The organism is Paenibacillus sp. B46(2026), from assembly GCF_056786355.1.
On the sequence record NZ_CM165907.1, the window covers coordinates 6,858,529 to 6,881,246 of the forward strand.

24 protein-coding genes and 1 tRNA gene are annotated in these 22,718 nt (G+C 44.1%); 2 read left to right on the top strand and 23 right to left on the bottom strand.

Annotated features, from left to right (window positions below; genetic code table 11):
- Positions 1-89: 89 nt before the first annotated feature.
- The 9 genes from AC1S8V_RS30360 to rpsF all read right to left on the bottom strand — a co-directional run bounded on the left by AC1S8V_RS30360 (position 90) and on the right by rpsF (position 8,477).
- The gene (locus AC1S8V_RS30360) at positions 90-1,916 is read right to left on the bottom strand and encodes an oligopeptide ABC transporter substrate-binding protein (RefSeq protein WP_076216647.1); all 1,827 of its coding nucleotides are present in this window, start codon (positions 1,914-1,916) and stop codon (positions 90-92) included.
- A gap of 19 nt (positions 1,917-1,935) precedes the next feature.
- On the bottom strand, positions 1,936-2,841 hold the full coding sequence (locus AC1S8V_RS30365; protein WP_036611941.1) for an ABC transporter permease: 906 nt from the start codon (positions 2,839-2,841) through the stop codon (positions 1,936-1,938).
- A 29-nt stretch (positions 2,842-2,870) separates the two neighbouring features.
- Entirely contained in the window at positions 2,871-3,833 is a 963-nt protein-coding gene (opp4B, locus tag AC1S8V_RS30370; protein ID WP_017691437.1) for an oligopeptide ABC transporter permease, read from the bottom strand.
- A 7-nt stretch (positions 3,834-3,840) separates the two neighbouring features.
- Positions 3,841-4,773 (bottom strand): ABC transporter ATP-binding protein, encoded by a 933-nt coding sequence (locus tag AC1S8V_RS30375; protein ID WP_017691436.1) that lies wholly within the window; start codon positions 4,771-4,773, stop codon positions 3,841-3,843.
- A gap of 14 nt (positions 4,774-4,787) precedes the next feature.
- Entirely contained in the window at positions 4,788-5,777 is a 990-nt protein-coding gene (locus AC1S8V_RS30380) for an ABC transporter ATP-binding protein (protein WP_036612047.1), read from the bottom strand.
- A 727-nt stretch (positions 5,778-6,504) separates the two neighbouring features.
- Positions 6,505-7,095 (bottom strand): M15 family metallopeptidase, encoded by a 591-nt coding sequence (locus tag AC1S8V_RS30385; protein ID WP_482071966.1) that lies wholly within the window; start codon positions 7,093-7,095, stop codon positions 6,505-6,507.
- A 225-nt stretch (positions 7,096-7,320) separates the two neighbouring features.
- Complete coding sequence (gene rpsR / locus AC1S8V_RS30390) at positions 7,321-7,593, bottom strand: 30S ribosomal protein S18 (protein WP_017691433.1); 273 nt, start codon at positions 7,591-7,593, stop codon at positions 7,321-7,323.
- Positions 7,594-7,649: 56 nt separating this feature from the next.
- Complete coding sequence (gene ssb / locus AC1S8V_RS30395; RefSeq protein ID WP_017691432.1) at positions 7,650-8,135, bottom strand: single-stranded DNA-binding protein; 486 nt, start codon at positions 8,133-8,135, stop codon at positions 7,650-7,652.
- Positions 8,136-8,183: 48 nt separating this feature from the next.
- Complete coding sequence (gene rpsF, locus AC1S8V_RS30400) at positions 8,184-8,477, bottom strand: 30S ribosomal protein S6 (RefSeq protein ID WP_036611944.1); 294 nt, start codon at positions 8,475-8,477, stop codon at positions 8,184-8,186.
- A 202-nt stretch (positions 8,478-8,679) separates the two neighbouring features.
- Between rpsF and AC1S8V_RS30405 the strand changes: the two genes are divergently transcribed.
- Positions 8,680-8,874, top strand: a complete 195-nt coding sequence (locus AC1S8V_RS30405) for a YjzC family protein (protein ID WP_036671877.1) — start codon at positions 8,680-8,682, stop codon at positions 8,872-8,874.
- Between the two features lie 439 nt (positions 8,875-9,313).
- Here AC1S8V_RS30405 and AC1S8V_RS30410 read toward each other — a convergent pair.
- The 4 genes from AC1S8V_RS30410 to AC1S8V_RS30425 all read right to left on the bottom strand — a co-directional run bounded on the left by AC1S8V_RS30410 (position 9,314) and on the right by AC1S8V_RS30425 (position 10,911).
- A tRNA-Ser gene (locus AC1S8V_RS30410) sits at positions 9,314-9,404 on the bottom strand.
- A 103-nt stretch (positions 9,405-9,507) separates the two neighbouring features.
- The gene (locus tag AC1S8V_RS30415; RefSeq protein ID WP_036611950.1) at positions 9,508-9,717 is read right to left on the bottom strand and encodes a DUF951 domain-containing protein; all 210 of its coding nucleotides are present in this window, start codon (positions 9,715-9,717) and stop codon (positions 9,508-9,510) included.
- The gene (locus tag AC1S8V_RS30420; RefSeq protein WP_482071967.1) at positions 9,707-10,645 is read right to left on the bottom strand and encodes a mechanosensitive ion channel family protein; all 939 of its coding nucleotides are present in this window, start codon (positions 10,643-10,645) and stop codon (positions 9,707-9,709) included. Before AC1S8V_RS30420 ends, AC1S8V_RS30415 begins: the two co-directional genes overlap by 11 nt.
- A 14-nt stretch (positions 10,646-10,659) precedes the next feature.
- Positions 10,660-10,911: a putative Se/S carrier protein gene (locus tag AC1S8V_RS30425; RefSeq protein WP_026081378.1), complete on the bottom strand. Its 252-nt coding sequence runs from the start codon at positions 10,909-10,911 to the stop codon at positions 10,660-10,662.
- Between the two features lie 129 nt (positions 10,912-11,040).
- On the opposite strand from AC1S8V_RS30425, the gene yyaC reads away from it, so the two are divergent.
- The gene (yyaC, locus tag AC1S8V_RS30430; RefSeq protein ID WP_264931412.1) at positions 11,041-11,646 is read left to right on the top strand and encodes a spore protease YyaC; all 606 of its coding nucleotides are present in this window, start codon (positions 11,041-11,043) and stop codon (positions 11,644-11,646) included.
- Here the strand turns inward: yyaC and AC1S8V_RS30435 are convergent.
- From AC1S8V_RS30435 to AC1S8V_RS30480, 10 genes are all read right to left on the bottom strand, one after another.
- On the bottom strand, positions 11,621-12,121 hold the full coding sequence (locus AC1S8V_RS30435; protein WP_482071968.1) for a DUF4446 family protein: 501 nt from the start codon (positions 12,119-12,121) through the stop codon (positions 11,621-11,623). The two genes, yyaC and AC1S8V_RS30435, sit on opposite strands and share 26 nt — an antisense overlap.
- Before the next feature lie 139 nt (positions 12,122-12,260).
- The gene (locus AC1S8V_RS30440) at positions 12,261-13,415 is read right to left on the bottom strand and encodes an aminotransferase class V-fold PLP-dependent enzyme (protein WP_482071969.1); all 1,155 of its coding nucleotides are present in this window, start codon (positions 13,413-13,415) and stop codon (positions 12,261-12,263) included.
- A 160-nt stretch (positions 13,416-13,575) separates the two neighbouring features.
- The gene (locus AC1S8V_RS30445) at positions 13,576-14,421 is read right to left on the bottom strand and encodes a ParB/RepB/Spo0J family partition protein (RefSeq protein ID WP_145324981.1); all 846 of its coding nucleotides are present in this window, start codon (positions 14,419-14,421) and stop codon (positions 13,576-13,578) included.
- Positions 14,414-15,175: a ParA family protein gene (locus tag AC1S8V_RS30450; RefSeq protein WP_024629525.1), complete on the bottom strand. Its 762-nt coding sequence runs from the start codon at positions 15,173-15,175 to the stop codon at positions 14,414-14,416. Before AC1S8V_RS30450 ends, AC1S8V_RS30445 begins: the two co-directional genes overlap by 8 nt.
- Positions 15,176-15,364: 189 nt before the next feature.
- Complete coding sequence (gene noc, locus AC1S8V_RS30455) at positions 15,365-16,183, bottom strand: nucleoid occlusion protein (RefSeq protein ID WP_433749262.1); 819 nt, start codon at positions 16,181-16,183, stop codon at positions 15,365-15,367.
- 515 nt (positions 16,184-16,698) lie between these two features.
- Positions 16,699-17,421 (bottom strand): 16S rRNA (guanine(527)-N(7))-methyltransferase RsmG, encoded by a 723-nt coding sequence (rsmG, locus tag AC1S8V_RS30460; RefSeq protein WP_340015135.1) that lies wholly within the window; start codon positions 17,419-17,421, stop codon positions 16,699-16,701.
- A complete protein-coding gene (gene mnmG / locus AC1S8V_RS30465; protein ID WP_482071970.1) occupies positions 17,421-19,310 on the bottom strand; it encodes a tRNA uridine-5-carboxymethylaminomethyl(34) synthesis enzyme MnmG in 1,890 nt (629 codons plus the stop codon). Before mnmG ends, rsmG begins: the two co-directional genes overlap by 1 nt.
- 227 nt (positions 19,311-19,537) lie before the next feature.
- The gene (gene mnmE, locus AC1S8V_RS30470; protein WP_124118699.1) at positions 19,538-20,914 is read right to left on the bottom strand and encodes a tRNA uridine-5-carboxymethylaminomethyl(34) synthesis GTPase MnmE; all 1,377 of its coding nucleotides are present in this window, start codon (positions 20,912-20,914) and stop codon (positions 19,538-19,540) included.
- 210 nt (positions 20,915-21,124) lie between these two features.
- Positions 21,125-21,826: an RNA-binding cell elongation regulator Jag/EloR gene (gene jag, locus AC1S8V_RS30475; protein ID WP_482071971.1), complete on the bottom strand. Its 702-nt coding sequence runs from the start codon at positions 21,824-21,826 to the stop codon at positions 21,125-21,127.
- Positions 21,823-22,701: a YidC/Oxa1 family membrane protein insertase gene (locus AC1S8V_RS30480; protein WP_482071972.1), complete on the bottom strand. Its 879-nt coding sequence runs from the start codon at positions 22,699-22,701 to the stop codon at positions 21,823-21,825. Before AC1S8V_RS30480 ends, jag begins: the two co-directional genes overlap by 4 nt.
- Positions 22,702-22,718 lie beyond the last annotated feature (17 nt).

Below are 22,718 nucleotides of genomic sequence, written 5' to 3' on the forward strand. Positions count from 1 at the left end.
AACATTTCCCAGGAGAATTCTTCATTAATAATCTAGCAACCGACTTCTTAAAGGACCCCAATCCTTACAGCTGCTAATTGAAGAATGTGTTACTCAGCTACAACTGCTTTGTCTGCATTAACTTGCAGGTCGCTCAGGTAAACGCCTGTTCCATCACCAATCGCATAGTTCATTACACGTTTGTTAACTGGTGCTACAACTGCACGATACAGTGTAGGGAATACAGGAACTTCATCTACCATGTATTGCTGCCATTGATTGTAGATCTCTTTACGCTTGTCTACATCAAATGCTTCAGCAGAGATACCTTGTGCCAGCAATTTGTCATTCTCTTCGCTGGAGAATCTGGAGAAGTTGTAGAGTGCATCGCGGCCATACAGACCAGATGGATCTACGTCAATACCAACGCCCCATGCTGCTTGATACACATCAATATTCGGATCATCTTTACCTGTGTTACCTACACGGTCATAGAAGCTGTTGAATTCAACCATTTCCAGGTTTACTTTCAAACCAATAGCTGCCCATGATTGAACATAATAACGAGCCAATGGTTCAGCTGTGTCGCCACCAGTCATGGATACAAAGTTGATTTCGAGTGGTGTTCCATCCGGATTCGTACGGAATTCACCATCCAGTTTGTAACCAGCTTCGTCAAGCAATGCTTTCGCTGCTTCTGGATCATATGCTACACCCGGATTGTTGGAATCATGGAATTCTGGGTGAGACGGTGGAATCAGCGTTGTTGCATTCCAACGCAGACCATTATAGAAACGTTTACCTACTTGATCGTTATCTACAGCCATCCACATTGCTTTACGCAAGTTTTTGTCGCCCATTTTTGCTTCAGCATTGCTTACAACTTTTCCGTTCTCTTCATCCCACGTACCCAGTTTGAAACCGATGTACGTATAAGCACGATCGATTGTGCCCAGGAATTCTACGTTGGACAGGTTAGCATTGTCTTTGTATTGATCTGTCGGGAATGCATCCACGAGATCTACCCCGCCAGATTTCAGTTCTTGAACAACCGTTGTCGGGTTGATAACTTTCAGAGTTACACCATCCAGTTTTGGAGCTCCACGCCAGTAGTCATCATTTTTAACAAAAGTTACAGACTCACCTGGAGTGATAACATCCACTTTAAATGGACCAAAACCAATTGGTTTTTCACGTACTTCTTTGGAAGAAGACATTTTGGCTACATCCATATCTCCGAAGATATGTTTAGCCAGTGGATATGTCCATACGCCACCTGTCAGCAGGGACGGAGTAGATTCTTTATACGTAATGCTGATTTGTTTGTCGCTCAGCACTTTAATACCAGAGATTGTTTTTGCTTTTCCAGCATGATACTCGTCCATACCTACTACACTAGTGAAGTTGGAGTCGTAACGTGGACCATCATACGCTTTGTTACCGATCACTTCATAAGCAAACTGCAGATCTTCAGCCGTTACCGGCTTGCCATCATGCCAGTTTACATTGTCGCGAATGGTCAGTGTGAACGTTTTGCCATCTTCGGAAGTCTCATATGTTGCAGCACCATCATTGGTGTACACATAGTCTTTATCCCAAGTCAGCAAGCCTTCATCGAACCATTGAAGAACCTGTGCATCCGGGTTACCGGAATAGAAGTTAAAGTTCAGTGTACCTTCAAAAGCAGTATCTGATACAAGTCCGAATGTAATCGATCCACCCTCGATCGCAGTACCCTCATTCGTTTTGACATTGTTGAAGTCTTCAATGGAGTAAACGCCCTCTTCATTAGCAGGTTTTTCCTCCGTTTTTCCCTCTTCTGTGTTGGAAGCTGGAGCTGGAGTAGCTGCTTCTTTCTCAGAGCACGCTGCGAGCACCAATACAAAGACCAACATCATCGTGAAAAATAGTCCCCGTGAAAATAATCCCTTTTTCATGAACCTTTCCTCCCTTTTTTTAACCTCTTCTTTGTCTTGCATCAGTCGCACGCTTTAGGGCTTGACCGACATTATTTATACTCAACATCAATACCAGAATCAGTACCGATGCGGGTAGCCATATCCACCATCTGGATTCCAGGGTTTGCGGATTACGTGCATAACTTACGAGTGTTCCAAGACTAGGCGTACTTTCGGGAAAACCAAACCCTAGGAAAGACAGCCCGGATTCGAGGCCAATGTTGGCAGCGAGATTCAATGTCATCGTTACGATGATAATGGAACTCAGATTCGGAAGAACCTGTGAGAGCATAATCTTCAGATGAGAAGAGCCCAATGTTTTTGAAGCTTTTACATAATCCAGTTCCCGTTCCTGTAATGCTTTGGAGCGAATCAATCTGGCGATACCCATCCAGAGAAATGCCGTCATGATAAGAGAGAACGAGATGATATTGTATTTCGGTACTGCCGTAACAAACGCAATAACAATCATCAACATGGGAAGGATCATGAAGAAATCAACAACACGCATAAACAGGTTGTCTATCATTCCACCGAAATAACCGGATAAAAGGCCAATTAAGATACCTATGAAGCCAGTCATTAACGTTACGATAATTCCAATGGTCAGGGAGTTACGTGTACCGATGACCAGTTGGCCAAATACATCACGACCTCCATAGTCCGTTCCAAGCCAATATTTCGCGGATGGTGGTTCATATAAGGCAAACAGATCCACGCGTACGATATCATCCTGATTCAGAATGAGAGACGTGCCATATACCAGCAACATGACCAAGCCCAAGAAAATGAGCGAGATTAGTGCCACCTTATCTCTGACAAGCTCCCTCCATAAAATACTCAAACTGGAGGGGCTTTTATCAACCTTTTGTGAAGTTACAACTACCTCGTTGGCCTTGCTCATCTTGTTTTCACCCCGAAATCTTCAAGTTCTTACTTGATCCGTATACGTGGATCTACAATTCCCAGAATTATGTCAGACAGCAATGCCCCGAGAATGGAAGCTACGCCATACAACAATACGAGTGCAGTCACAACACTGAAGTCACGCAATGAGATGGAACTCAGGAACAACTGCCCCATACCTGGATAACTGAATATACTTTCGATGAATACCGTACCTCCGATAAGCCCTGTAATCTCATATCCGAAGAACGCGGCGATAGGTAATAATGAGTTCCTCAAGATATGCCTGTTGTAGATCCGGGATTCCGAGGCGCCTTTGGCTCTGGCAGTAATAACGAATTCCTTATGCTTGATATCAATGATTTCACTACGTAAATATTGAACCGTAGATACCGTTGTAATTAGTGCCATGGATAATGCCGGCAATAATAGATGATAGAACTTACTCATTATGTAGCTGAATGTGCCTGGTGTAAGTCCTGGCGCAACGCTACCTCCTGTCGGGAACCAACCAAAGTGGAATCCGAAGATCCATACCATCACCAGTGCGAAGATGAACAATGGTGCGGCAAAGCCCAGGTAGGTGTATCCCGTGATCAACCGATCAGACCAGGTATCATTGTAACGACCACTGATGATACCCAGTGGAATAGCGATCAGGTAAGTCAGTACAAGTGTCGCCAGTGCGAGCCAGAATGTGTTTGCTACACGCTGACCGATCAAGTCCGTAACCGGCATTTTGAAACGGAAGGATTGTCCAAAATCACCTTGGATGGCGTTTTTGATCCAGTCCCAATATTGCACGTACCAGGGATTATTCAATCCCAGTCTCTCTCGCTGGGCTTCCAATGCTTTGGGATCAACGCTTGGATCAAGCAATCCTGTTAGCGCGTCGCCCGGCATGGCCTTGGCCATCAGAAAGACCAAAAGACTAAGTAAAAATATCTGAGGGATCATTATGATAATTCTGCGTACTATCGTTTTCCACATATGGCCTTCAACCTTTCTGAGGTAGAGCTACTCGGTGAGTATCGGAAATGGATTTGAGCGAGTATGCAAGCCCTTCCTCATCAAAGAAATTTCGGTATGAATGTTCATACTCGGATTTGACCTGTTGACGGAAGGCTACCATTTCCTCTCGTTTGGTTGGGTCCATATCCGGAATGGCTGCAATGAGACGTTTGGTATAGATGTGTTGCGGATTCTCAAAAATATCATTTGTTGTGCCCTGTTCCACATATCGACCTTTATACATAATTCCAATCTCATCACACATATGACGGATGATACCCAGATCGTGACTGATGAACAGATAGGTCAGATTCAGTTCTTTTTGAATTTCCTGCATGAAGTTGAGTACCTGAGCCTGTACCGATACATCGAGTGCAGATACAGGTTCATCAGCGATAATTAATTTCGGCTTCAGTGCAATAGCCCGTGCAATGCCGATCCGTTGACGCTGCCCCCCTGAGAATTCATGCGGATATTTGTAGATTGATTCCGGACTCAGGCCAACCTTTTCAAGTAATTCTCTTACTTGTCTTTTTTCCTCGGTAGCTGTCAGACGCTCATAGTTACGGAACGGCTCAGCGATAATATCGATAACCCGCTTCTTTGGATTCAGTGATGAATATGGGTCTTGAAAAATCATTTGTACATCCCGCTGGAGCTGCCTGTTCTTACGTCGCTCCGTAGCCAGATTTTTTCCGTTAAACAGGATCTTTCCGTCAGTGACATGGTTTAGCCCAATAATGGCTCTGCCTGTTGTTGTCTTACCTGAACCTGATTCCCCAACCAGACCATAGGTCTGTCCTTCTTCAATGGAGAAGCTAACATCATCAACAGCCTTTACACTGCCAATTTCCCGTTTAAGCAATCCACCGCGAATCGGAAAGTGTATCTTGAGCCCTTCTACTTCGAGTAATGCCATTATGTTATTCCTCCTCAGCTTTGGTCAGGGAAATGAAAGTGCTGGTAACAGGTACACCGTACAAAGTGACCTGGTGCAATTTCATGCATCTGTGGGTTCTCTTCATGAGCCGATTCACTAATCCATGGAATTCGGGCTTTGAATCTGCACCCTTTGCGAGGAAGATTTTTGAGTGATGGTACGATGCCTTGGATGACATGCAATTTGGATCTTTCTTCAGACAGGGTGGGAATAGAGTTCAGCAGTGAGCGGGTATATGGATGCTTCGCATCATTCATCAATGTGAAGATATCTGCGATTTCAACAATTTCGCCTGCATACATAACTGCAACGCGATCAGCCATCTCAGCTACGACACCCAGATCATGTGTAATCAGAATAATGCCTGCGTTAATTTCACTCTTCAGGTCTCGGATCAGCTCCAGAATCTGTAGTTGAATCGTAACGTCAAGCGCCGTCGTTGGTTCATCGGCTATGAGTAGTTCCGGTTTGTTGGCAATCGCAATGGCAATAACAATTCTCTGTCTCATACCACCAGATAGTTCGTGGGGATACTGCTTGTATATTTGTTCGGGACGTGGAATCCCTACCTGATTCAATAAGTGAATGACCTTTTCTCTCTTCTCTCTGGAAGACAGCTTGGACTGATGAAGTGTGAGAATCTCTTCAATCTGTTCACCAATAATCATTAGAGGATTTAGTGCGGACAATGGGTCCTGAAAAATCATGCCCATTTCTTTACCGCGTAGCTTGTTTAACTTGCTTGGGGAGATGTTGGCAATATCTTGTCCTTTATAGAGAATCTGGCCTTCGATTTTTGCTTTGTTGTGCAAACCCATAAGAGAGAATGCAAAAGCACTTTTACCTGACCCGGATTCACCTACAATCGCCAACACTTCATTTTTCTTCACCGTAAGGTTAACGTGATCCACTGCTGCATAATAGTCATCTTCAATTCTGAATGATGTTGTTAGATTTCTGACTTCCAATAGCTCTGTATTCAAATCAATCACCCTAACCCCATAATTTCCGTAGATTGTATTCGTGTGTAGAGGAATGCATCCACTGTATATTTCCAAGTTCTTGAAGATAACGAACAATAGCTTATACAAAATACCAAATTGTTAGGAGAAACAAGTTTAAGAGACTCGTATTTAGACCATTGGTCAATTAATGTTGATAATTCCTAGCGGAATTATATATCAAAATAATTAATGTAATCATACGTGTAATTTTAGCTAACGTCAATGCTTATTTTGAGATTTTTGGTATAAATGTTTTTTATACTACAGATTTGGATATTAGTAATACTATAAAGGTATATATCAGAGATTTTGAGAGGTGTTTTTTGTTTTTTTGGCTGTGAGGTGCGTATAGGCAATTAGTCAAAATAACATATACATAACATAGTAGTTACATCTAGTGTATGTTTATGCTTTGAATTTAGTAGACGTTCTTAATTTGGCGTGAGGTAAGTGTTACATATATGAGTGATAATTATAATTCGATCTTAGCTGAATTTTATTTGATCGGAGCCAATATGCTACAATCGAAAGAATATGTGCGATCAAAGTAAAAAATCTAGTTAATCTAGTATAGTTTTATTTATTTGCTAATGTAAAGACCAAATTGTCATCTTTTATCATTTATTTTACAAAAGAAAGAAGAAAGCCCTGCAAAATGCAGAGCTTATCTAATAATTATTCATTTAAGCGTATATATAACAACTTTTTACGGAGAATCAGGAGGTCTTTTACCACGTTTTAACTCATTGATACTCAAGCCAAAATCCATCTGCAAGTGAGGATAGTCCGGAAAGTTTGCCCAATCTCCACCCCAAGTGAAACCTAACTCTTTGGCGAGATCCACAACTTCCATCCAGTCTGCCTTGCCATTGCCGTTATCATCCCGTTCCATATCCCACACCACATCACCCTCAGGCGTCCTCAATGCAAAATCAATTGCTAATCCGTAGTTATGATATGACTCACCACCACGCGCATTAGTAACGATATTGCCTGCACTTGAGCGTCCTTGGTTGAATAGTGCATCTTGCTCCTCGGAACTTCGGTAACCGTGGGTGATAACGATCTCTATTCCACGTCTCGCTGCCTTACGTACCAATAATTTCTCATTCTCTGCTACAACAGGATGTAGGCCGGTGATTGGCAGAACTTCTTGGATTGTTGTCCCAGGCCACATATTATCTATATCACCTTTTTGCTGTAACCATACATATATAATGGAAAGTAAAAGAGTAGCTATAATCCAGTTTTTCAGACTCTTTTTTCTCTGTTTGCCTTTACGTTTTGATGTATTCATATCCACTCCTGGTGTTTATTCTGAAATAAATAGCTATTCTGCTGCCTGAACCTTTTCAGGATTAGACTCTATTATAATTCATTTGAGCCTTGAATGCTTCTATCACCATAATATTGAATTCTTCCATTTGTTAGAGTGGAGATGTTACTTCTGTTATTTCTATTGATATATACAAAAAAGCAGCCGGCTATAAGCCGACTGCTTCGTATGCAAACTGAGTAAAGACTACTCAGTTGTGTATGGCAATAATGCGATTTGACGGGAGCGTTTGATTGCAATCGTCAGCATGCGTTGATATTTAGCGCTAGTACCTGTTACACGGCGTGGCAAAATTTTTCCACGTTCGCTGATAAATTTACGAAGCAAGTCCGTATCTTTATAATCGATGTGAGTAATTTTGTTAGCTGTGAAGAAGCACACTTTACGACGTTTATTACGGCCGCCACGACGTGCCGGTCTTTTATCGTTGTCTCCGCCTTCTCTTTGCTTGAAGCCCATGCTTTTCAGTCCTTTCCTATCATGTAACCCATATCTCCTAAGAGTATCAGCTCATGTTAAAATGGCAAATCATCATCCGATATATCAATCGGTTTTCCGTCATCGGAAAAAGGATCCTGATTGTTGCTACGCGAATTATTGTTATTGTTCGCGCGTCCGCCGCCTCCATAAGAAGGCTCTTCACGCATTGGTTGCCCACCGCCGCCACCGCTATTATCACGGTTAGCTGACTCCAAGAAACGGACATTATCGGCAATGACTTCGGTCACGTATACACGTTTTCCTTCGTTATTCTCGTAGTTCCGTACTTGAATGCGTCCTTCGACTGCAGCCAGGCGTCCTTTGCGCAAGTAGTTCGCACAGGTCTCGGCAAGCTGTCTCCAGGTTACGACCGGAATGAAATCGGCTTCCTTTTCTCCCCCTTGGCTTGTAAACGGTCTGTCCACTGCCAAAGTAAATTGCGTAACTGCCACTCCTGCTGGAGTGTAACGCAACTCAGGATCCCGGGTTAACCGTCCGATCAGAATGACACGGTTCAACAATGTAATCCCCTCCTTCAGAGCGTATTGGTGCGTTAATCACGAGTAGTCTTAAGCAGACTTAACGTCGTTGGTAATGAGATAACGAATTACTTCGTCAGAAATCTTCATGAGACGCTCAAGTTCAGTTACAACTGCTGGTTCAGCAGTGAAATGTACCAGAACATAAAAACCATCACGGAATTTCTTGATCTCATACGCAAGACGGCGTTTACCCATAACGTCGTGAGCTGTAACTTCACCACCGCCGTTGGAGATGATGCCTTGGAATTTATCGACTGTAGCTTGAACAACTTCTTGCTCAATGTCAGGACGAATAATGTACATCACTTCATATTTGCGCATAATTTTCACCTCCTTATGGACTCTGGCCCTCAATCTAGGTTGAGAGCAAGGAACGAGCACAAACTCGAACTATATTAATATAACAAATACCGAGTCAAAGTGCAAGCAAACGTTCCCTGTACATATTGGCACATGATCAGCCTGGCTATGGAGCACACTACAAAAGCAACCAGGTAACATAATCTGCAGAGGAGGTTTTATCATGGGTGAAAAAACCGAGTTTGAACCAGGAGACAAAGCCCCAAACGATGGAGAGTACACAGAAGTTGGGGAAAAAAGCTTTGTCACGGAAATTCAGAACCCAAAGCGGGTAACGCTGCAAAAAGGTGAGGCTTTTCCCGAAACAAGCAATCATAATCGCAAGTGGAAGAAGCTGACCAAAGCCCGCGTCCATTAATCGCAATACTTTTTTTACGATTCATGTATATAAAACGGAATAAAGCACATAATACAATCAGGCGGTGCACGAGAGAGGTGTGGTTCCGTTGGACAACGAAGCCGATCATTCGCTGTTGGAGATTCATCACGTAATTTAAGAAGCAAGTGGTTATGTGTAGTAAGGCCCTTCGTCTGAAGCACGCGTATTGCTACGTGCAGTACACCAAGTGTCTGATTGTTACGACCGATTGTTTCCTAACAAACAAATGCACCGCCGGATAAAGAGCCCTTCGGGGCTCTTTATTTTTCGTTTTAGTCATTAATGATGCATCTGATATAGATACGTGTTCAATACATATTCAATAAAACGTTATACCAAAAAAGACTTTCCTAATGGAAAGTCTTTTTATCGATCTTTTTATTAAACTCAATGTGTATTGAGTAAATTACAATTGAAGTGGCGGAAAGGGTGGGATTCGAACCCACGCACGCTGTGACACGCCTAACTGATTTCGAGTCAGCCCCCTTGGGCCTCTTGGGTACCTTTCCGCAGCAATATTGATTATAGCATGATCATTTACAGAACGCAACACTCATACAGAGCCTGCATGTAAACGTTATTACGCGTACTGCATACCGAATTATTGCAAGCTCAGGATTCAGTGGAATCTTCGGCTGAACGCAGTACCTTCTTCATGTTTTTCTCGAATTTTGCTCTTGGAATCAACACGCTATGTTTACATCCCACACACTTGATCCGAATATCCATACCCATTCGAATGATCTCCATCTCATTGCTGCCACAGGGATGCTGCTTCTTCATCTGCACGATATCCCCAAGCTGGAAACTTTTACGCTCCACCTGTGCCATCCCCCTCATCTTTCTCCAAAGCTGCTGCCTGTTCCAATGCTGCTTGATGACTCATCTCATGATACTCCAGTGTTTTCTTCACATCGCCCTGAATCTGCCGTTCCACAGAAGCACGAGAGTTAGGCATGCATTCAGCTACAATTCGCACCACATACTCAGATGTAGACATCGACTGTATACCGAGCACATCCGGCACCTTCACAATATTTAGGTCACGCTCTTCAATCCCGACCAAAGACTTCTTCACCAGATGTACTGACTCATCAAGACTTAAGTCCGCCTTCATCGGAATATCCACTACAGCTAGCGAATTCGACATGGAGTAGTTCGTTACACTTGCAATTGCCCCGTTTGGGATAATATGCACCTCACCCTGCCAGCTGACCAATTTGGTAGTTCTAAGACCGATCACCTCAACCGTTCCCTTGTAGGTTCCCGTCTGAATAACATCACCCACAGCGAACTGGTCCTCCAATATAATGAAGAAACCGGTAATAACATCCTTGACCAGACCCTGTGCACCAAAACCAATGGCAAGCCCGAGCACACCGGCACTCGCGAGTAGCGGTCCAACTTGGATATTGATCTCAGATAACAGTAGCAGAATCATAATAAAATTAAATGTTATGGAGGTCGCATTTTTCAACAGTTCCCCTACGGTTACGAATCTGCGCGGATTCACGCGAATCTTGCCTTCCTGCTTGCGTTCCATGGAACGATCTATAATTCGATATACTACCTTAATGACAATACGGGTGATGATAAAAATAATGATGATCCGGATTGAGCTGAACATAATGTTAAGCCACATATCAGGATCTGCGATTTTGTTCCAGACTTTATCCGTCCAACGAAGAGCTTCATTCACAGCACCCGTAGCACCGGGTTCGTTCCCTTGAGCAAACTGAAATGGCAACATCCATCATGCCTCCTCTACATCGGTATGTTATCATAGCTGTCTTCTGTTTTGAAATAGAGGCCTCGGATCTCTACGAACTCGTTACGAATGATCTTTTGTACTCGCTCCAGATCCTCTTTTGGAAACTGGATACATAGCGCACAACCTGCTGTAATTTCTTTTGGCGTAGGGAACAAGTCGATCTCTATCTCTGCAAACTCCAGCAGCATTTCAGCACGCAGTGCCTGCTGGGTTGAATCAAATGCAATCAGCATCCAATCGTTCATCCATTCGTCCATGTCCGGCTCCTTTCGCCATGCGTCCAACCCTTGAGAAAAAGCTTGTCCTCGTGAAGTATAAAACGCTCTACCTTTCCATATACTGTTACTACTATTCCAAGGGAAAGGATAGATCCTATGAATCCTACTTCGCGTTCCTTTTCATCACAAGATATGACCAGTTTGAAAATCCCCCATACTGATCCAGGCATTCACTCAGCCATTACCCATCGTTTAATGTTCCATCTCTATAAAGCCCATTCTCTGCAAAATGTAGTGATCGTCTGCATCGGAACAGACCGTTCAACAGGCGACTGTCTTGGTCCTCTGGTTGGATCATCCCTTTCCAAGTGGGACAGCCCTTTATTTCATCTGTATGGTACCTTGGATGAACCAGTCCACGCAATGAACCTTCAGGATACGCTCCACAATATACAGAAAACACACCATAACCCTTATGTGATTGGCATTGACGCCTGCCTTGGGCAGTCATCCAGTGTAGGATGCATCCAAGTCGTCAATGGTCCACTCAAGCCGGGTGCCGGGGTAAATAAAGAATTACCGCCGGTCGGCGATATCCATCTGACAGGTATCGTTAACGTCGGCGGTTTTATGGAATACTTTGTTCTACAGAACACACGGCTCAGTCTCGTTATGCGCATGTCCGAGATTATCTCCAGCAGTCTATACTCGGCCATTCGGGAATGGCATACACGTTCTACTCTGCTTGCTGTGCCAGAGTAATAGCTTCCTTTTCCTCTGGGGACAGAGTATACGTGGACTCTCCCCCTTTAAGAGGTTTGGCATATACGTAAGAACCGTCACGGTTATATATCCCCGTAATGATCATGCCATCCTGGCTATCATTAATCATGGCCATCGAAAAGCTCAGATCACTGCCACGCTCTCCATATGCATTGTATCTTTTCACGCCAACTTTACCTTGAATGCGGGTCAGCTTTTGCATGACAACTTGCAGCTGATTCGTTTGCAGTTTGTGTTCATCCTCAATGCTGTCCATCTGAATTTTCAGATTAATCAGCAACGATTCCAGGTCCTCCACTCCACTGCCAGCCATCATGGCTTCATATTTACGTTTAAACTTTCGTAACTTTGCCCCTTGAACAATACTCACAATCAGCAAGATCACCGTAAGTAATGCCATTCCGCCAATAATCCATAACAGCTGTTCCAGAATCAGCTCGTTTAATTCAGCCATGTAAGTGCAACTACCCCTCTATATTTTTGATCAGATTAACGTCTGTCCTGTAATATTATCATTCATTATAAATCAACCGATATTCATAAGCTTAATCAAGCAGCCCTGTACCAAATGAGTTCACCATTTCAACTCTAATCTAGTCTGCCCCTGTCAATTCCAACACTGCCTTAACGAGTGCATCCACATGTTCTCGAGTTGAATTGTATCCCACACTGGCCCTTACCGCTCCAGTAGCGGTTGTACCTGCAGATTCGTGTGCAAGCGGTGTGCAATGAAAACCGGAGCGAACTGCAATCCCATAATTCCGGTCTAATCGGAAAGCAAGTTGTGCCGAATCATGCCCTTCCACAGTAAAAGATACTAACCCGGTACGTGGCTGTCCAATCTCTGGACCAAGCATTCGAATACCCTTAACGGATGACAGCCCATCCATTATATGTTGGGTCAGTTCCCACTCATGCTGGTAGATGAACGCTGGTGTCATCTCAAGTACATGCTTCACACCCGCATTCAGTCCTGCGATCCCGACTGTATTCGGCGTCCCCGCTTCATACCGATCAGGACGGACCTTTGGCTGCTCCAGAGCTTCTGACTGACTTCCTGTTCCTCCATGAAGTAAAGGCTCTATATCGAGCTCTGGAGCAATGTACAAGCCCCCTGTACCCTGAGGACCAAGCAGTCCCTTATGCCCTGGAAAAGCCAACATATCGATGCCCAATTGTTGTACATTCACAGGCATAATCCCAGCACTCTGAGCTGCATCTACTAGTAAAATCGCCTGATGTTTACGACATAGGAGTGATATTTCTCCAATAGGAAGAATACTGCCAAGCAGATTGGAACTATGTGTACAGACCACCAATCTGGTATTCGAACGAAACATACGTTCCATTTGCATCAGATCAATGGCTCCCGCAGTGTTTACAGGTACATAATCAATCTCTACATTTCGCGATCTGCGCATATACTCTAGTGGTCGTCTGACTGAATTATGTTCAGCCATGGTGGCAATGACATGATCACCTTCCCTAAGCAAACCTTGAATAGCCAGATTCAGAGCTTCTGTCGTATTCGATCCAAATGAAACATCATTCGCATTCTTGATTCCAAACATATCGGATATGGATTTTCTCGTCTCGAACAGTACACGACTTGCCTGAACAGCCATCCGGTGACTTCCTCTGCCAGGATTGGCTCCTGCAATCTCCAATGCACTCAACATCGCATCACCGACAGCAGGTGGTTTGGGCCAAGATGTAGCTGCATGATCCAGATAGATAACTCCCTCCACCTCACAACCACCTCTGTCCCATAAATTAATAATTCGCCTTCATATATTGCACAAATAACCCTATAAACAAAGAATGACATATCGTTTCTCCATGGTACAGAGGCGATATGTCATGACATGAGTAAGCCCCGCATGTTGTTATGAATCATAGACCCGACTATTATTGCAACAATTCCAATAGCCGTTCCAGATCCTGTTGACTGTAGTAGTTGAGCTCAATTTTACCTTTATCTTTATTATGCTTGATTTTCACTGTTGTTTTGAAACGTTCACGCAGTGATTCTTCCACCGTATCAATGAATGGATCTTTCTTTTTTAACTTCGATTTGGCTTTAGCCTCACCTGTTTTGGATCGATCCAGTTGTTGAACAGCTTCCTCCAACTCGCGTACACTCCATTGCTGATCAATGGTTTGTTTGGCGAGTTGCTTCACCACAACCTCGTCTTTCACACCCACGATCGCACGTGCATGTCCCATCGATAATGTTCCACGTGAAACATGGTCTTTTACTTCTTCAGGCAATGATAACAGACGCAAGAAGTTAGCAATGTGAGAACGTGATTTACCTACTTTTACAGACAACTCTTCCTGAGTCAACGCGAATTGGTCCATTAACCCCTGATAAGCAACTGCAACTTCCATGGCATTCAGATTCTCCCGTTGCAGATTCTCGATCAACGCAATCTCCATTACCTGCTGATCGCTGAAGTTGCGGACTACAGCGGGTACCGTGGCATTACCACAATATTGCGATGCTCTAAACCTTCGTTCTCCTGCAATAATCTCATAACCTCTTAAAACAGGACGAACAATAATAGGTTGTATGACACCATGCTGACGAATGGACTCAGCCAGTTCATGTATTGCGCCCTCATCAAATACTTTACGCGGTTGATAGGGGTTAGCCCGCAGTTGACTAATCGGGATTTCTACGACTTTATCATCGTCATTAATTGAAAGCGAAGGAATGAGGGCATCAAGACCTTTTCCAAGCCGCTTACTCATAAGAAATCACTTCCTTTGCGAGCTCTAGATACACTTCCGCCCCTCTTGACCGAGGGTCATACGTGATAATGGATTGACCATGAGATGGTGCTTCGCTAAGCCGTACGTTACGCGGAATAATCGTTTGATACACTTTTTGTTGAAAATACTTTTTCACTTCTTCAATAACCTGTATCCCCAGATTGGTCCGTGCATCAAACATCGTCAGCAATACCCCTTCAATCTGGAGGGATGTATTCAGATGTTTCTGTACCAGACGAACCGTATTGAGCAACTGGCTTAATCCTTCAAGTGCATAATACTCACACTGAATCGGAATGATCACCGAATCGGAAGCAGTCAACGAATTGATCGTTAACATACCAAGGGATGGTGGACAATCGATCAGTATGTAATCATAGTTTTTTTTCACCATGGCGAGTGATTTTTTCAGGCGAACTTCCCGTGATATCGTGGACACCAATTCGATCTCGGCTCCGGCAAGCTGAATCGTTGCAGGTATGATATGAAGGCCTTCAATCTGAGTCTCCACAATTGCTTCTTGAGGTGGAACCTCGTTAATAATGACATCATATATACAATTAGCCACATCTGCTTTATTGATTCCGACTCCACTGGTTGTATTCCCCTGCGGGTCAATATCGACAAGCAATACTCTTTTCCCGAGTGAAGCCAGTCCTGCACCCAAGTTAACAGATGTCGTCGTTTTCCCCACACCGCCCTTTTGATTTGCTACGGCCATAATCTTAGACAATTACTTCACCTCAAATAAAATAGGAGTCTTTTCTGTAGGTTGTGAGATATTGTTAACAAAAAGCAGGCGGCTATTGTCCACACAAACAACAACTACCGTTCCATCAATATACCGACCGTTCTTTAAAAATGTCAGACCTAACTTGCTTTATAGACATAAAAAGCGGCCCATTGCCGCCATAAGCTTCAATTATTTGCGTTTTGGAATATGGATAACGATCTCATAATGATCCTCATGGTCTGCTTCTTTTGTTTTGATGTCCAGACCTGAGCCAGTTACCATATCAATGGATTGGCGAATCGTGTTAAGTGCAAGTCTTACGTCCTTGGTAAAGGAAACACGTTTGGACTTTTTGATCTTGGAAGATTCCTTGTAAAAGGCAACACGCGCCTCTGTCTGTTTCACATTCAATTCTTTTTCGATAATTTCACCGAGCAACTTCATCTGCAGTTCTTCCGTATCGAGAGAAAGTAATGCTCTTGCATGCCGTTCAGAAATTTTGCGTTCCATCAATGCGGCCTTAATGCCGTCCGGAAGCTGTAACAACCGAATTTTGTTCGCGATGGTTGATTGGCTTTTGCCAAGTCGTTGTGCAAGACTTTCCTGTGTCAATTGATGCAAGTCGATCAGCTTCTGATAAGCGACAGCTTCTTCAATTGAAGTCAATCCTTCACGCTGCAAGTTCTCAATCAGTGCAATGGATGCGGCCTGAGAATCGTTGAATTCACGTACAATAGCCGGAATCGTATCCAAACCCAGTTTTCGAACTGCACGCCAGCGACGTTCCCCGGCAATAATCTCATATGATCCATTTCGCACGCGAACGACAATAGGCTGAATTACGCCATGTGTTTTGATCGTCTGCAACAACTCATCAATTTTATCATCATCAAAAATAGTACGGGGTTGATATGGGCTGCTCACAATTTCATTAACCGGAATCTGTTTGATCTCATCTCCGTTATTGCGCTCCGCCAAACCAAACAACTTCGAAAATTGTTCTTTCATTCCGCAGATTACCACCTAGTTTCGTAATAGCTCCCACAGTCTTTGCAGGTGCTTCTTATTCAATAAGCGACCTTTCACATGCATCGTTCTTGGAATAAGTTTTGCCTTTCATAACGCTTCCTGTCATGCAACATTGAACGCATATCCATCTATCTATACATATAATCTATGATCGCTGTGACCCAGGATCGGATACTTCTATTCTATCATCTTTTCTATCATAATCCTATGCTTACCTATTCTTTAAACTCTGCTAATTTTCCTGCTTTTTCTTTGTGAATATTGGAAATATGACGACTTGCACACATTCAATTAATGAAATTGTTCATGAGCTACTGTGCGTGAAATTCATCATTACAGGTTCTTTAAGAGATATGTAATACGGAGTATCTGTAATGTTGATCCAATCCTCCATTTCAGAAAACAAAAAAAAGAGAATGTTTCACGTGAAACATCCTCTTTATCTATGTCTAAAATTCTATTTTGTTTGGACTCACTTCAAAACCATCAAGCAACTATACCAGCGGAGTCTTCATTGGGGTACCTGGTTTGCGCGGATACTTATATGGTGTCTTATCAAATTTCTGAATCAGAATGATATGACGCTCTGATTCTTCAACCGGCAGCTGGAATGGATGAACGGCTTTCACTCGTCCTTTCAACTGATTGAAGCTGAATTCCGCTTCCTTCATTTCCTCACGCGGGTCTCCGCCTTTCATCGCAGCGAACATACCACCTTTGCGAACAAACGGAAGACAGAATTCGTTAAGCACAGCCAGCTTGGCTACTGCACGCGCCGTAACGAGATCGTAGCTGTCACGATACCCTTCTTTGCGTCCAATCTCTTCAGCACGTCCGTGTACCAACTCCACATCAGTCAACCCAAGGATATCTACCACATGTTGTAGAAAACCAATACGTTTATTCAACGAATCAATGATCGTCAGCTTGATGTGCGGGAAACAGATTTTCAGGGGTAATCCAGGAAATCCTGCTCCTGAGCCAATATCAGCGAGCTTATTCACTTTCGTCATATCTGTATAAAATGCTAGCGATACCGAATCATAGAAATGCTTTGTATACACTTGCTCACGATCCGTAATTCCGGTCAGATTCATCTTTTCATTCCAGGATACCAGCTCCTGATAATAAAGTTCGAATTGCTCCAACTGGAGTTCGCCCAGCTCTAATCCATGTTTCTTTAAGCGCCGCTGCAGTTGCTGTTGAATATCGTCCATTATTGTCCCCTTGCTGCGGTTACACGGTTATAATGCTCCAAGTAGACCAGCAGAATGGAGATGTCGGCAGGAGTAACTCCAGCAATACGAGAAGCCTGACCAATCGAGATTGGACGAATCGTAGCGAGCTTCTGTTTGGCTTCCATAGCAAGACCATGAATCTCATCATATACGATGGTGTCCGGAATTTTCTTTTTCTCCATCTTTTGCAAACGTTCCACGTGGATCAATTGTTTCTCAATATAACCCGCATATTTAATTTGTATTTCCACTTGTTCTTTCATATCTGCTGTCAGTTCTACCTCAGATGGTGAGAGTTGTTCAATCAGTTCATACCCCAGCTCCGGGCGACGCAGCAAGGTAAGCAACGTACTGCCATCCTGAATAGGTGTAGATCCGTACTCTTCCAGCTTGGCATTCACTTCAACCGGGCGAGCTTTAGCCACTTTCAGACGTGCAACTTCCTGCTCGACTTTCGCCTTTTTATCCAGGAACTTCGCATAACGCTCTTCAGGGATCAGGCCAATGTCATGTCCGATTTCCGTCAAACGCATATCTGCATTATCATGGCGAAGCAACAGACGATATTCAGCGCGTGAAGTCAACAGACGATACGGTTCATTTGTACCCTTTGTTACCAAATCATCAATTAACACGCCAATATAACCTTGAGAACGATCCAGTATTACCGGCTCTTTCCCCTGTACTTTGAGTGCAGCGTTGATTCCAGCCATAACACCTTGTCCTGCTGCTTCTTCATAACCCGAAGTACCATTAATCTGACCCGCTGTGAACAGACCTGGCAGACGTTTGGTTTCCAGTGATGGCCACAATTGTGTAGGCACCATTGCATCGTATTCAATCGCATAACCGTTACGCATCATTTCCACTTTTTCCATACCTGGAATGGAGCGTAGAACAGCAAGTTGAACGTCTTCTGGCAGGCTTGTAGATAGTCCCTGCACATAATACTCGGATGTATTTTTGCCTTCAGGCTCGAGGAAAATCTGATGTTTAGGTTTGTCGCTAAACCGGACAATTTTATCTTCAATAGATGGACAATAACGCGGTCCAGTCCCTTCAATTACACCCGAAAACATCGGTGCACGATGCAGATTATCATTAATAATCTGATGTGTTTCCACAGATGTATACGTCAACCAGCAAGGCAACTGCTCATTATCAGAAGATTCTGTTTCATAGGAAAAGAACTTCGGCTCATCATCACCAGGTTGAATTTCGGTTTTGCTAAAATCAATCGTATCCTTATGCACACGTGGTGGTGTACCTGTTTTGAAACGAACCAGTTCAAAGCCCAGTTCACGCAGATGCTCTGACAATTTAAGAGATGGTTGTTGATTGTTCGGTCCACTCTCATACATCAACTCACCCATGATCACTTTACCGCGCAAGTATGTGCCTGTTGTCAGAACAACCGCTTTGGCCCGATACTCTGTTCCGGTCTGAGTCACAACTCCTACACATTTTCCGTCTTCAACGATCAGGCGATCAACCATACCTTGACGCATCGTCAAATTACGTTCATTCTCCATCGTTTCCTTCATTTTATGCTGGTAGGAGAATTTATCTGCTTGAGCACGAAGCGCGTGAACAGCAGGCCCTTTACCCGTGTTGAGCATCCGCATCTGAATAAAGGTTTTATCGATATTTCGTCCCATTTCTCCACCAAGTGCATCAATCTCACGAACGACATGTCCTTTGGCCGGTCCCCCAATCGATGGGTTACAAGGCATAAAGGCCACCATATCCAGATTGATTGTAATCATCAGTGTTTTGGACCCCATACGAGCTGCGGCCAGCGCAGATTCCACACCAGCATGTCCTGCACCAACGACGATTACATCATAACTGCCGCCATCAAAAGCCATTCCTGTTTACCTCCTTATTCCGCTGCATTTGGTGTAACCTACACAGGCGGATCATTTTACTACAATAATGAAAACAAAATACTTCCGATCGTTCATCGGAACTTGCATCCCTATCTATATGAACCAACACGTAATGGCTACAACATCATTCCATCCTTTGACAACAGGCAGAAATTGTACCTCTCCATCATACACTACGATTTAAGTCAATCGGCAGTATATTATTTTTACTTTCCTAGACAGAACTGGGAGAAAATCTGATCAATTAATGCATCATGTGCCGTATCTCCAACAATCTCGCCCAAATGCTCCCACGCCAAACGAACATCAATCTGGATCATATCGATCGGAATGAACTGCTCTGCCGCTTCATAGGCATCCACCAGGGACTGCTTCGCTTTTTTGAGCAAAGCAATATGACGCACATTACTGACATAGGTCAGGTCTGCGGACTCCAGTTTACCACTGAAGAATAGCGTAGAGATAGCATCTTCCAGTCGATCCACACCCAGATCATCTTTCACTGACATCGGTACAAGCCGTTCTTCCGGAATGTAACGAAGCAGCACGTCACGTTCTACCTGTGGCGTTAAGTCCATTTTATTCATAATGATTATCGATTGTCTACCGCGGATTTGTTCCAATAATTCAATCTCATCGGGATGAAGTGGCTCCGCAGCATTCACAACCATCAAGATCAGATCGGCTTCACTTACCGCAGAACGAGAGCGTTCTACCCCGATCTTCTCTACAACGTCCATCGTTTCCCGGATACCTGCTGTATCCAGCAGCTTAAGAGGGATATTATTAATCGTGATAAACTCTTCAATTACATCACGAGTTGTTCCTGGAATGTCTGTTACGATAGCTCGATTATCTTGAGCGAGTGTGTTCATCAATGAGGATTTACCCACGTTAGGTCTTCCAACGATAGCCGTCGTGATACCTTCTCGCAGGATCTTTCCTTGCTCTGCTGTAGTCAGCAATTTATCAATTTCAGTCATAACCTGACTGGACTTTTCTTTAATAAAATCAGACGTTAACGACTCCACATCATGCTCGGGATAATCGATATTCACTTCAATATGAGCCAGTGTTTCCACCAATGTATATCGTAGATCACGCAGTTTGGAAGACAGTTTGCCTTCAACTTGTTTCAGCGCAACCGAGAAAGCCCTGTCCGATTTGGAACGAATAAGATCCATGACACCTTCAGCCTGAGATAGATCAATCCGCCCATTAAGGAAAGCACGCTTCGTGAACTCACCGGGTTCAGCCAGACGAATATCAAGCTGCAACAGCAGGTCCATGACCCGTTTTACCGACACTACACCGCCATGCGCACTGATCTCCACGACATCTTCTGTTGTGAACGACCGAGGTGCTCGCATTACCGTAACCAATACTTCCTCAATCTTCTCCCCATTAACGGGATCTATGATATGACCATAATGAACCGTATGGGATGCTGCCTGAGTTAAAGGGGTTTTGCTGCGGAAAATCTTTTCCGTCTCCGACACTGCATCCGGGCCGCTGACCCGGATCACGGCGATACCCGCCTCTCCGACAGCCGTTGATATCGCTGTGATCGTATCACTGATCATGGTTATCTCTCCTTGCTCTATTTTAAAATTGCCGCCCCTCGGGGACGCCATATCCATTTTCAAATCTATTGATGATATAACATATGACATGCTTCTTATCGTATTAAGTTCAGTGTTTACCTGTGCTACGCACATTATCAAATTGCTTCTGTACGAAAAAAGCAATGGCTTCTGCACCGGGCAGGAAGCCATTGCGTCTTCAATTTCGTGTTATTTCGTCGTAATAACCACACGCCGATTGGGCTCTTCGCCCTTACTTAACGTCTTAATCTGCGGGTGATTTTGCAGTTTAGCATGAATGACTTTTCGTTCGAGCGGAGGCATCGGCTCCAGTACAACTTCCTTACCGGTACGGATTGCTTGTCCTGCCAACCGTTCAGCCAGATCCTCTAGCGTCTTCCGCCGACGTTGACGGAAATTCTCGGCGTCGAGCACAATTCGAACGAAGCTTTCCGAGTATCGGTTCGCTACAATGTTCGTTAGATACTGAAGCGCATCCAGCGTCTGTCCACGTCTGCCAATAATCATGCCCAGGTCTTCACCCGCAATATTGAAGATATGTCCGTCCCGCTGTTTTTTGATATGCACTTCAACATCCAGTCCCATACCTGCTGCGACCTCTTTCAAGAAAGCAGCCGCTTCTTCATAGGGATTTTTAGCTGCGACACCCTCAAGTAATGCATCTACTTCAGGTACGTGTGCGGCTGGCTTGATCGGCTGTGGAACAACTTCGGGTACAGGTAATAATTTCACTTCAACTTTGGCCGCCTTCACCCCGAACAAGCCCAGGAATCCTTTTGACGGCTGCTCTAACACTTGTATCTCGACCTTGTCCCGACTTACGCCAAGCTCGGCCAATCCTTGGTTTACAGCATCTTCAACGGTTTTTCCTGACGTAATGACTTTGGTCATTTCGATTTTTTGGCCCCTTTCGACCCTTTTCCAGAGACGGTCGCTCTGCCACCGTTTTTGCGTTTAGCTCCATTTTTGGAAGAGCTATTCTGCTTCACGTTGACCTCAGCCACGATTTTATCATTATTCCGGTAAAGGAAATAGTTTTGCACGATCGTGTAGATGTTACTGTAGAACCAGTACAGCGGCAGAGCCGATGGGAACTGGTAGGACATCACGAAGATCAAGATAGGGTAAACCCATAACATGAACTGCATCGGTCCCACTTGCTGTGCAGGGTTCATACGCATCATCATCCATGTTTGAATGAATGTTGTGATGGCAGCCAGCACTGGCAAAATAAACAGGTGATCCGGTTCCCCGAGCTGGAGCCACAAGAAATCATGTGTTCTCAGACTGGAGTTTCCGTAAATTGAGTTATAAAGTGCGATGTAAATCGGCATCTGAATCAGAAGTGGCAGACAACCCGCCATCGGATTAACTTTGTTCTCCTGAAACAACTTCATTGTTTCTTGCTGAACTTTCTCAGGTGTATCTTTAAACTTGGCTTGAATCTCCTTCAGCTGCGGCTGAATCGCCTGCATGGCTTTGGAGCTACGGACCTGCTTCATTGTTAATGGTAAAATCAATGTCCGTACAATAAGCACCATCACGAGGACGGCCAGTCCATATTCACCGTTAAACCAGTTGGCGAATGTATCCAGCGCCAGTGAGAACCAGTATACAACATTGCTTTGCCAGAAAGAGCCACTATTCTTCAGATCTTCGGTAGTAACCCCGGCTCCTTGTGGAGTACATCCGGCGAGTACAGTGACCATTGCAATGACTGCAATGAGGAGAATCCACTTCCCCTTTGATGTCTTCAATCGCGACACTTCATAACCCCTCTCTT

Coding starts and splice junctions, on each gene's coding strand:
- AC1S8V_RS30360 (WP_076216647.1), bottom strand. CDS start 1,916: ATGAAAAAGGGATTATTTTCACGGGGACTATTTTTCACGATGATGTTG.
- AC1S8V_RS30365 (WP_036611941.1), bottom strand. CDS start 2,841: ATGAGCAAGGCCAACGAGGTAGTTGTAACTTCACAAAAGGTTGATAAA.
- opp4B (WP_017691437.1), bottom strand. CDS start 3,833: ATGTGGAAAACGATAGTACGCAGAATTATCATAATGATCCCTCAGATA.
- AC1S8V_RS30375 (WP_017691436.1), bottom strand. CDS start 4,773: ATGGCATTACTCGAAGTAGAAGGGCTCAAGATACACTTTCCGATTCGC.
- AC1S8V_RS30385 (WP_482071966.1), bottom strand. CDS start 7,095: ATGAATACATCAAAACGTAAAGGCAAACAGAGAAAAAAGAGTCTGAAA.
- rpsR (WP_017691433.1), bottom strand. CDS start 7,593: ATGGGCTTCAAGCAAAGAGAAGGCGGAGACAACGATAAAAGACCGGCA.
- rpsF (WP_036611944.1), bottom strand. CDS start 8,477: ATGCGCAAATATGAAGTGATGTACATTATTCGTCCTGACATTGAGCAA.
- AC1S8V_RS30405 (WP_036671877.1), top strand. CDS start 8,680: ATGGGTGAAAAAACCGAGTTTGAACCAGGAGACAAAGCCCCAAACGAT.
- AC1S8V_RS30420 (WP_482071967.1), bottom strand. CDS start 10,645: ATGTTGCCATTTCAGTTTGCTCAAGGGAACGAACCCGGTGCTACGGGT.
- AC1S8V_RS30425 (WP_026081378.1), bottom strand. CDS start 10,911: ATGAACGATTGGATGCTGATTGCATTTGATTCAACCCAGCAGGCACTG.
- yyaC (WP_264931412.1), top strand. CDS start 11,041: ATGAATCCTACTTCGCGTTCCTTTTCATCACAAGATATGACCAGTTTG.
- AC1S8V_RS30435 (WP_482071968.1), bottom strand. CDS start 12,121: ATGGCTGAATTAAACGAGCTGATTCTGGAACAGCTGTTATGGATTATT.
- AC1S8V_RS30445 (WP_145324981.1), bottom strand. CDS start 14,421: ATGAGTAAGCGGCTTGGAAAAGGTCTTGATGCCCTCATTCCTTCGCTT.
- noc (WP_433749262.1), bottom strand. CDS start 16,183: ATGAAAGAACAATTTTCGAAGTTGTTTGGTTTGGCGGAGCGCAATAAC.
- rsmG (WP_340015135.1), bottom strand. CDS start 17,421: ATGGACGATATTCAACAGCAACTGCAGCGGCGCTTAAAGAAACATGGA.
- mnmG (WP_482071970.1), bottom strand. CDS start 19,310: ATGGCTTTTGATGGCGGCAGTTATGATGTAATCGTCGTTGGTGCAGGA.
- mnmE (WP_124118699.1), bottom strand. CDS start 20,914: ATGATCAGTGATACGATCACAGCGATATCAACGGCTGTCGGAGAGGCG.
- jag (WP_482071971.1), bottom strand. CDS start 21,826: ATGACCAAAGTCATTACGTCAGGAAAAACCGTTGAAGATGCTGTAAAC.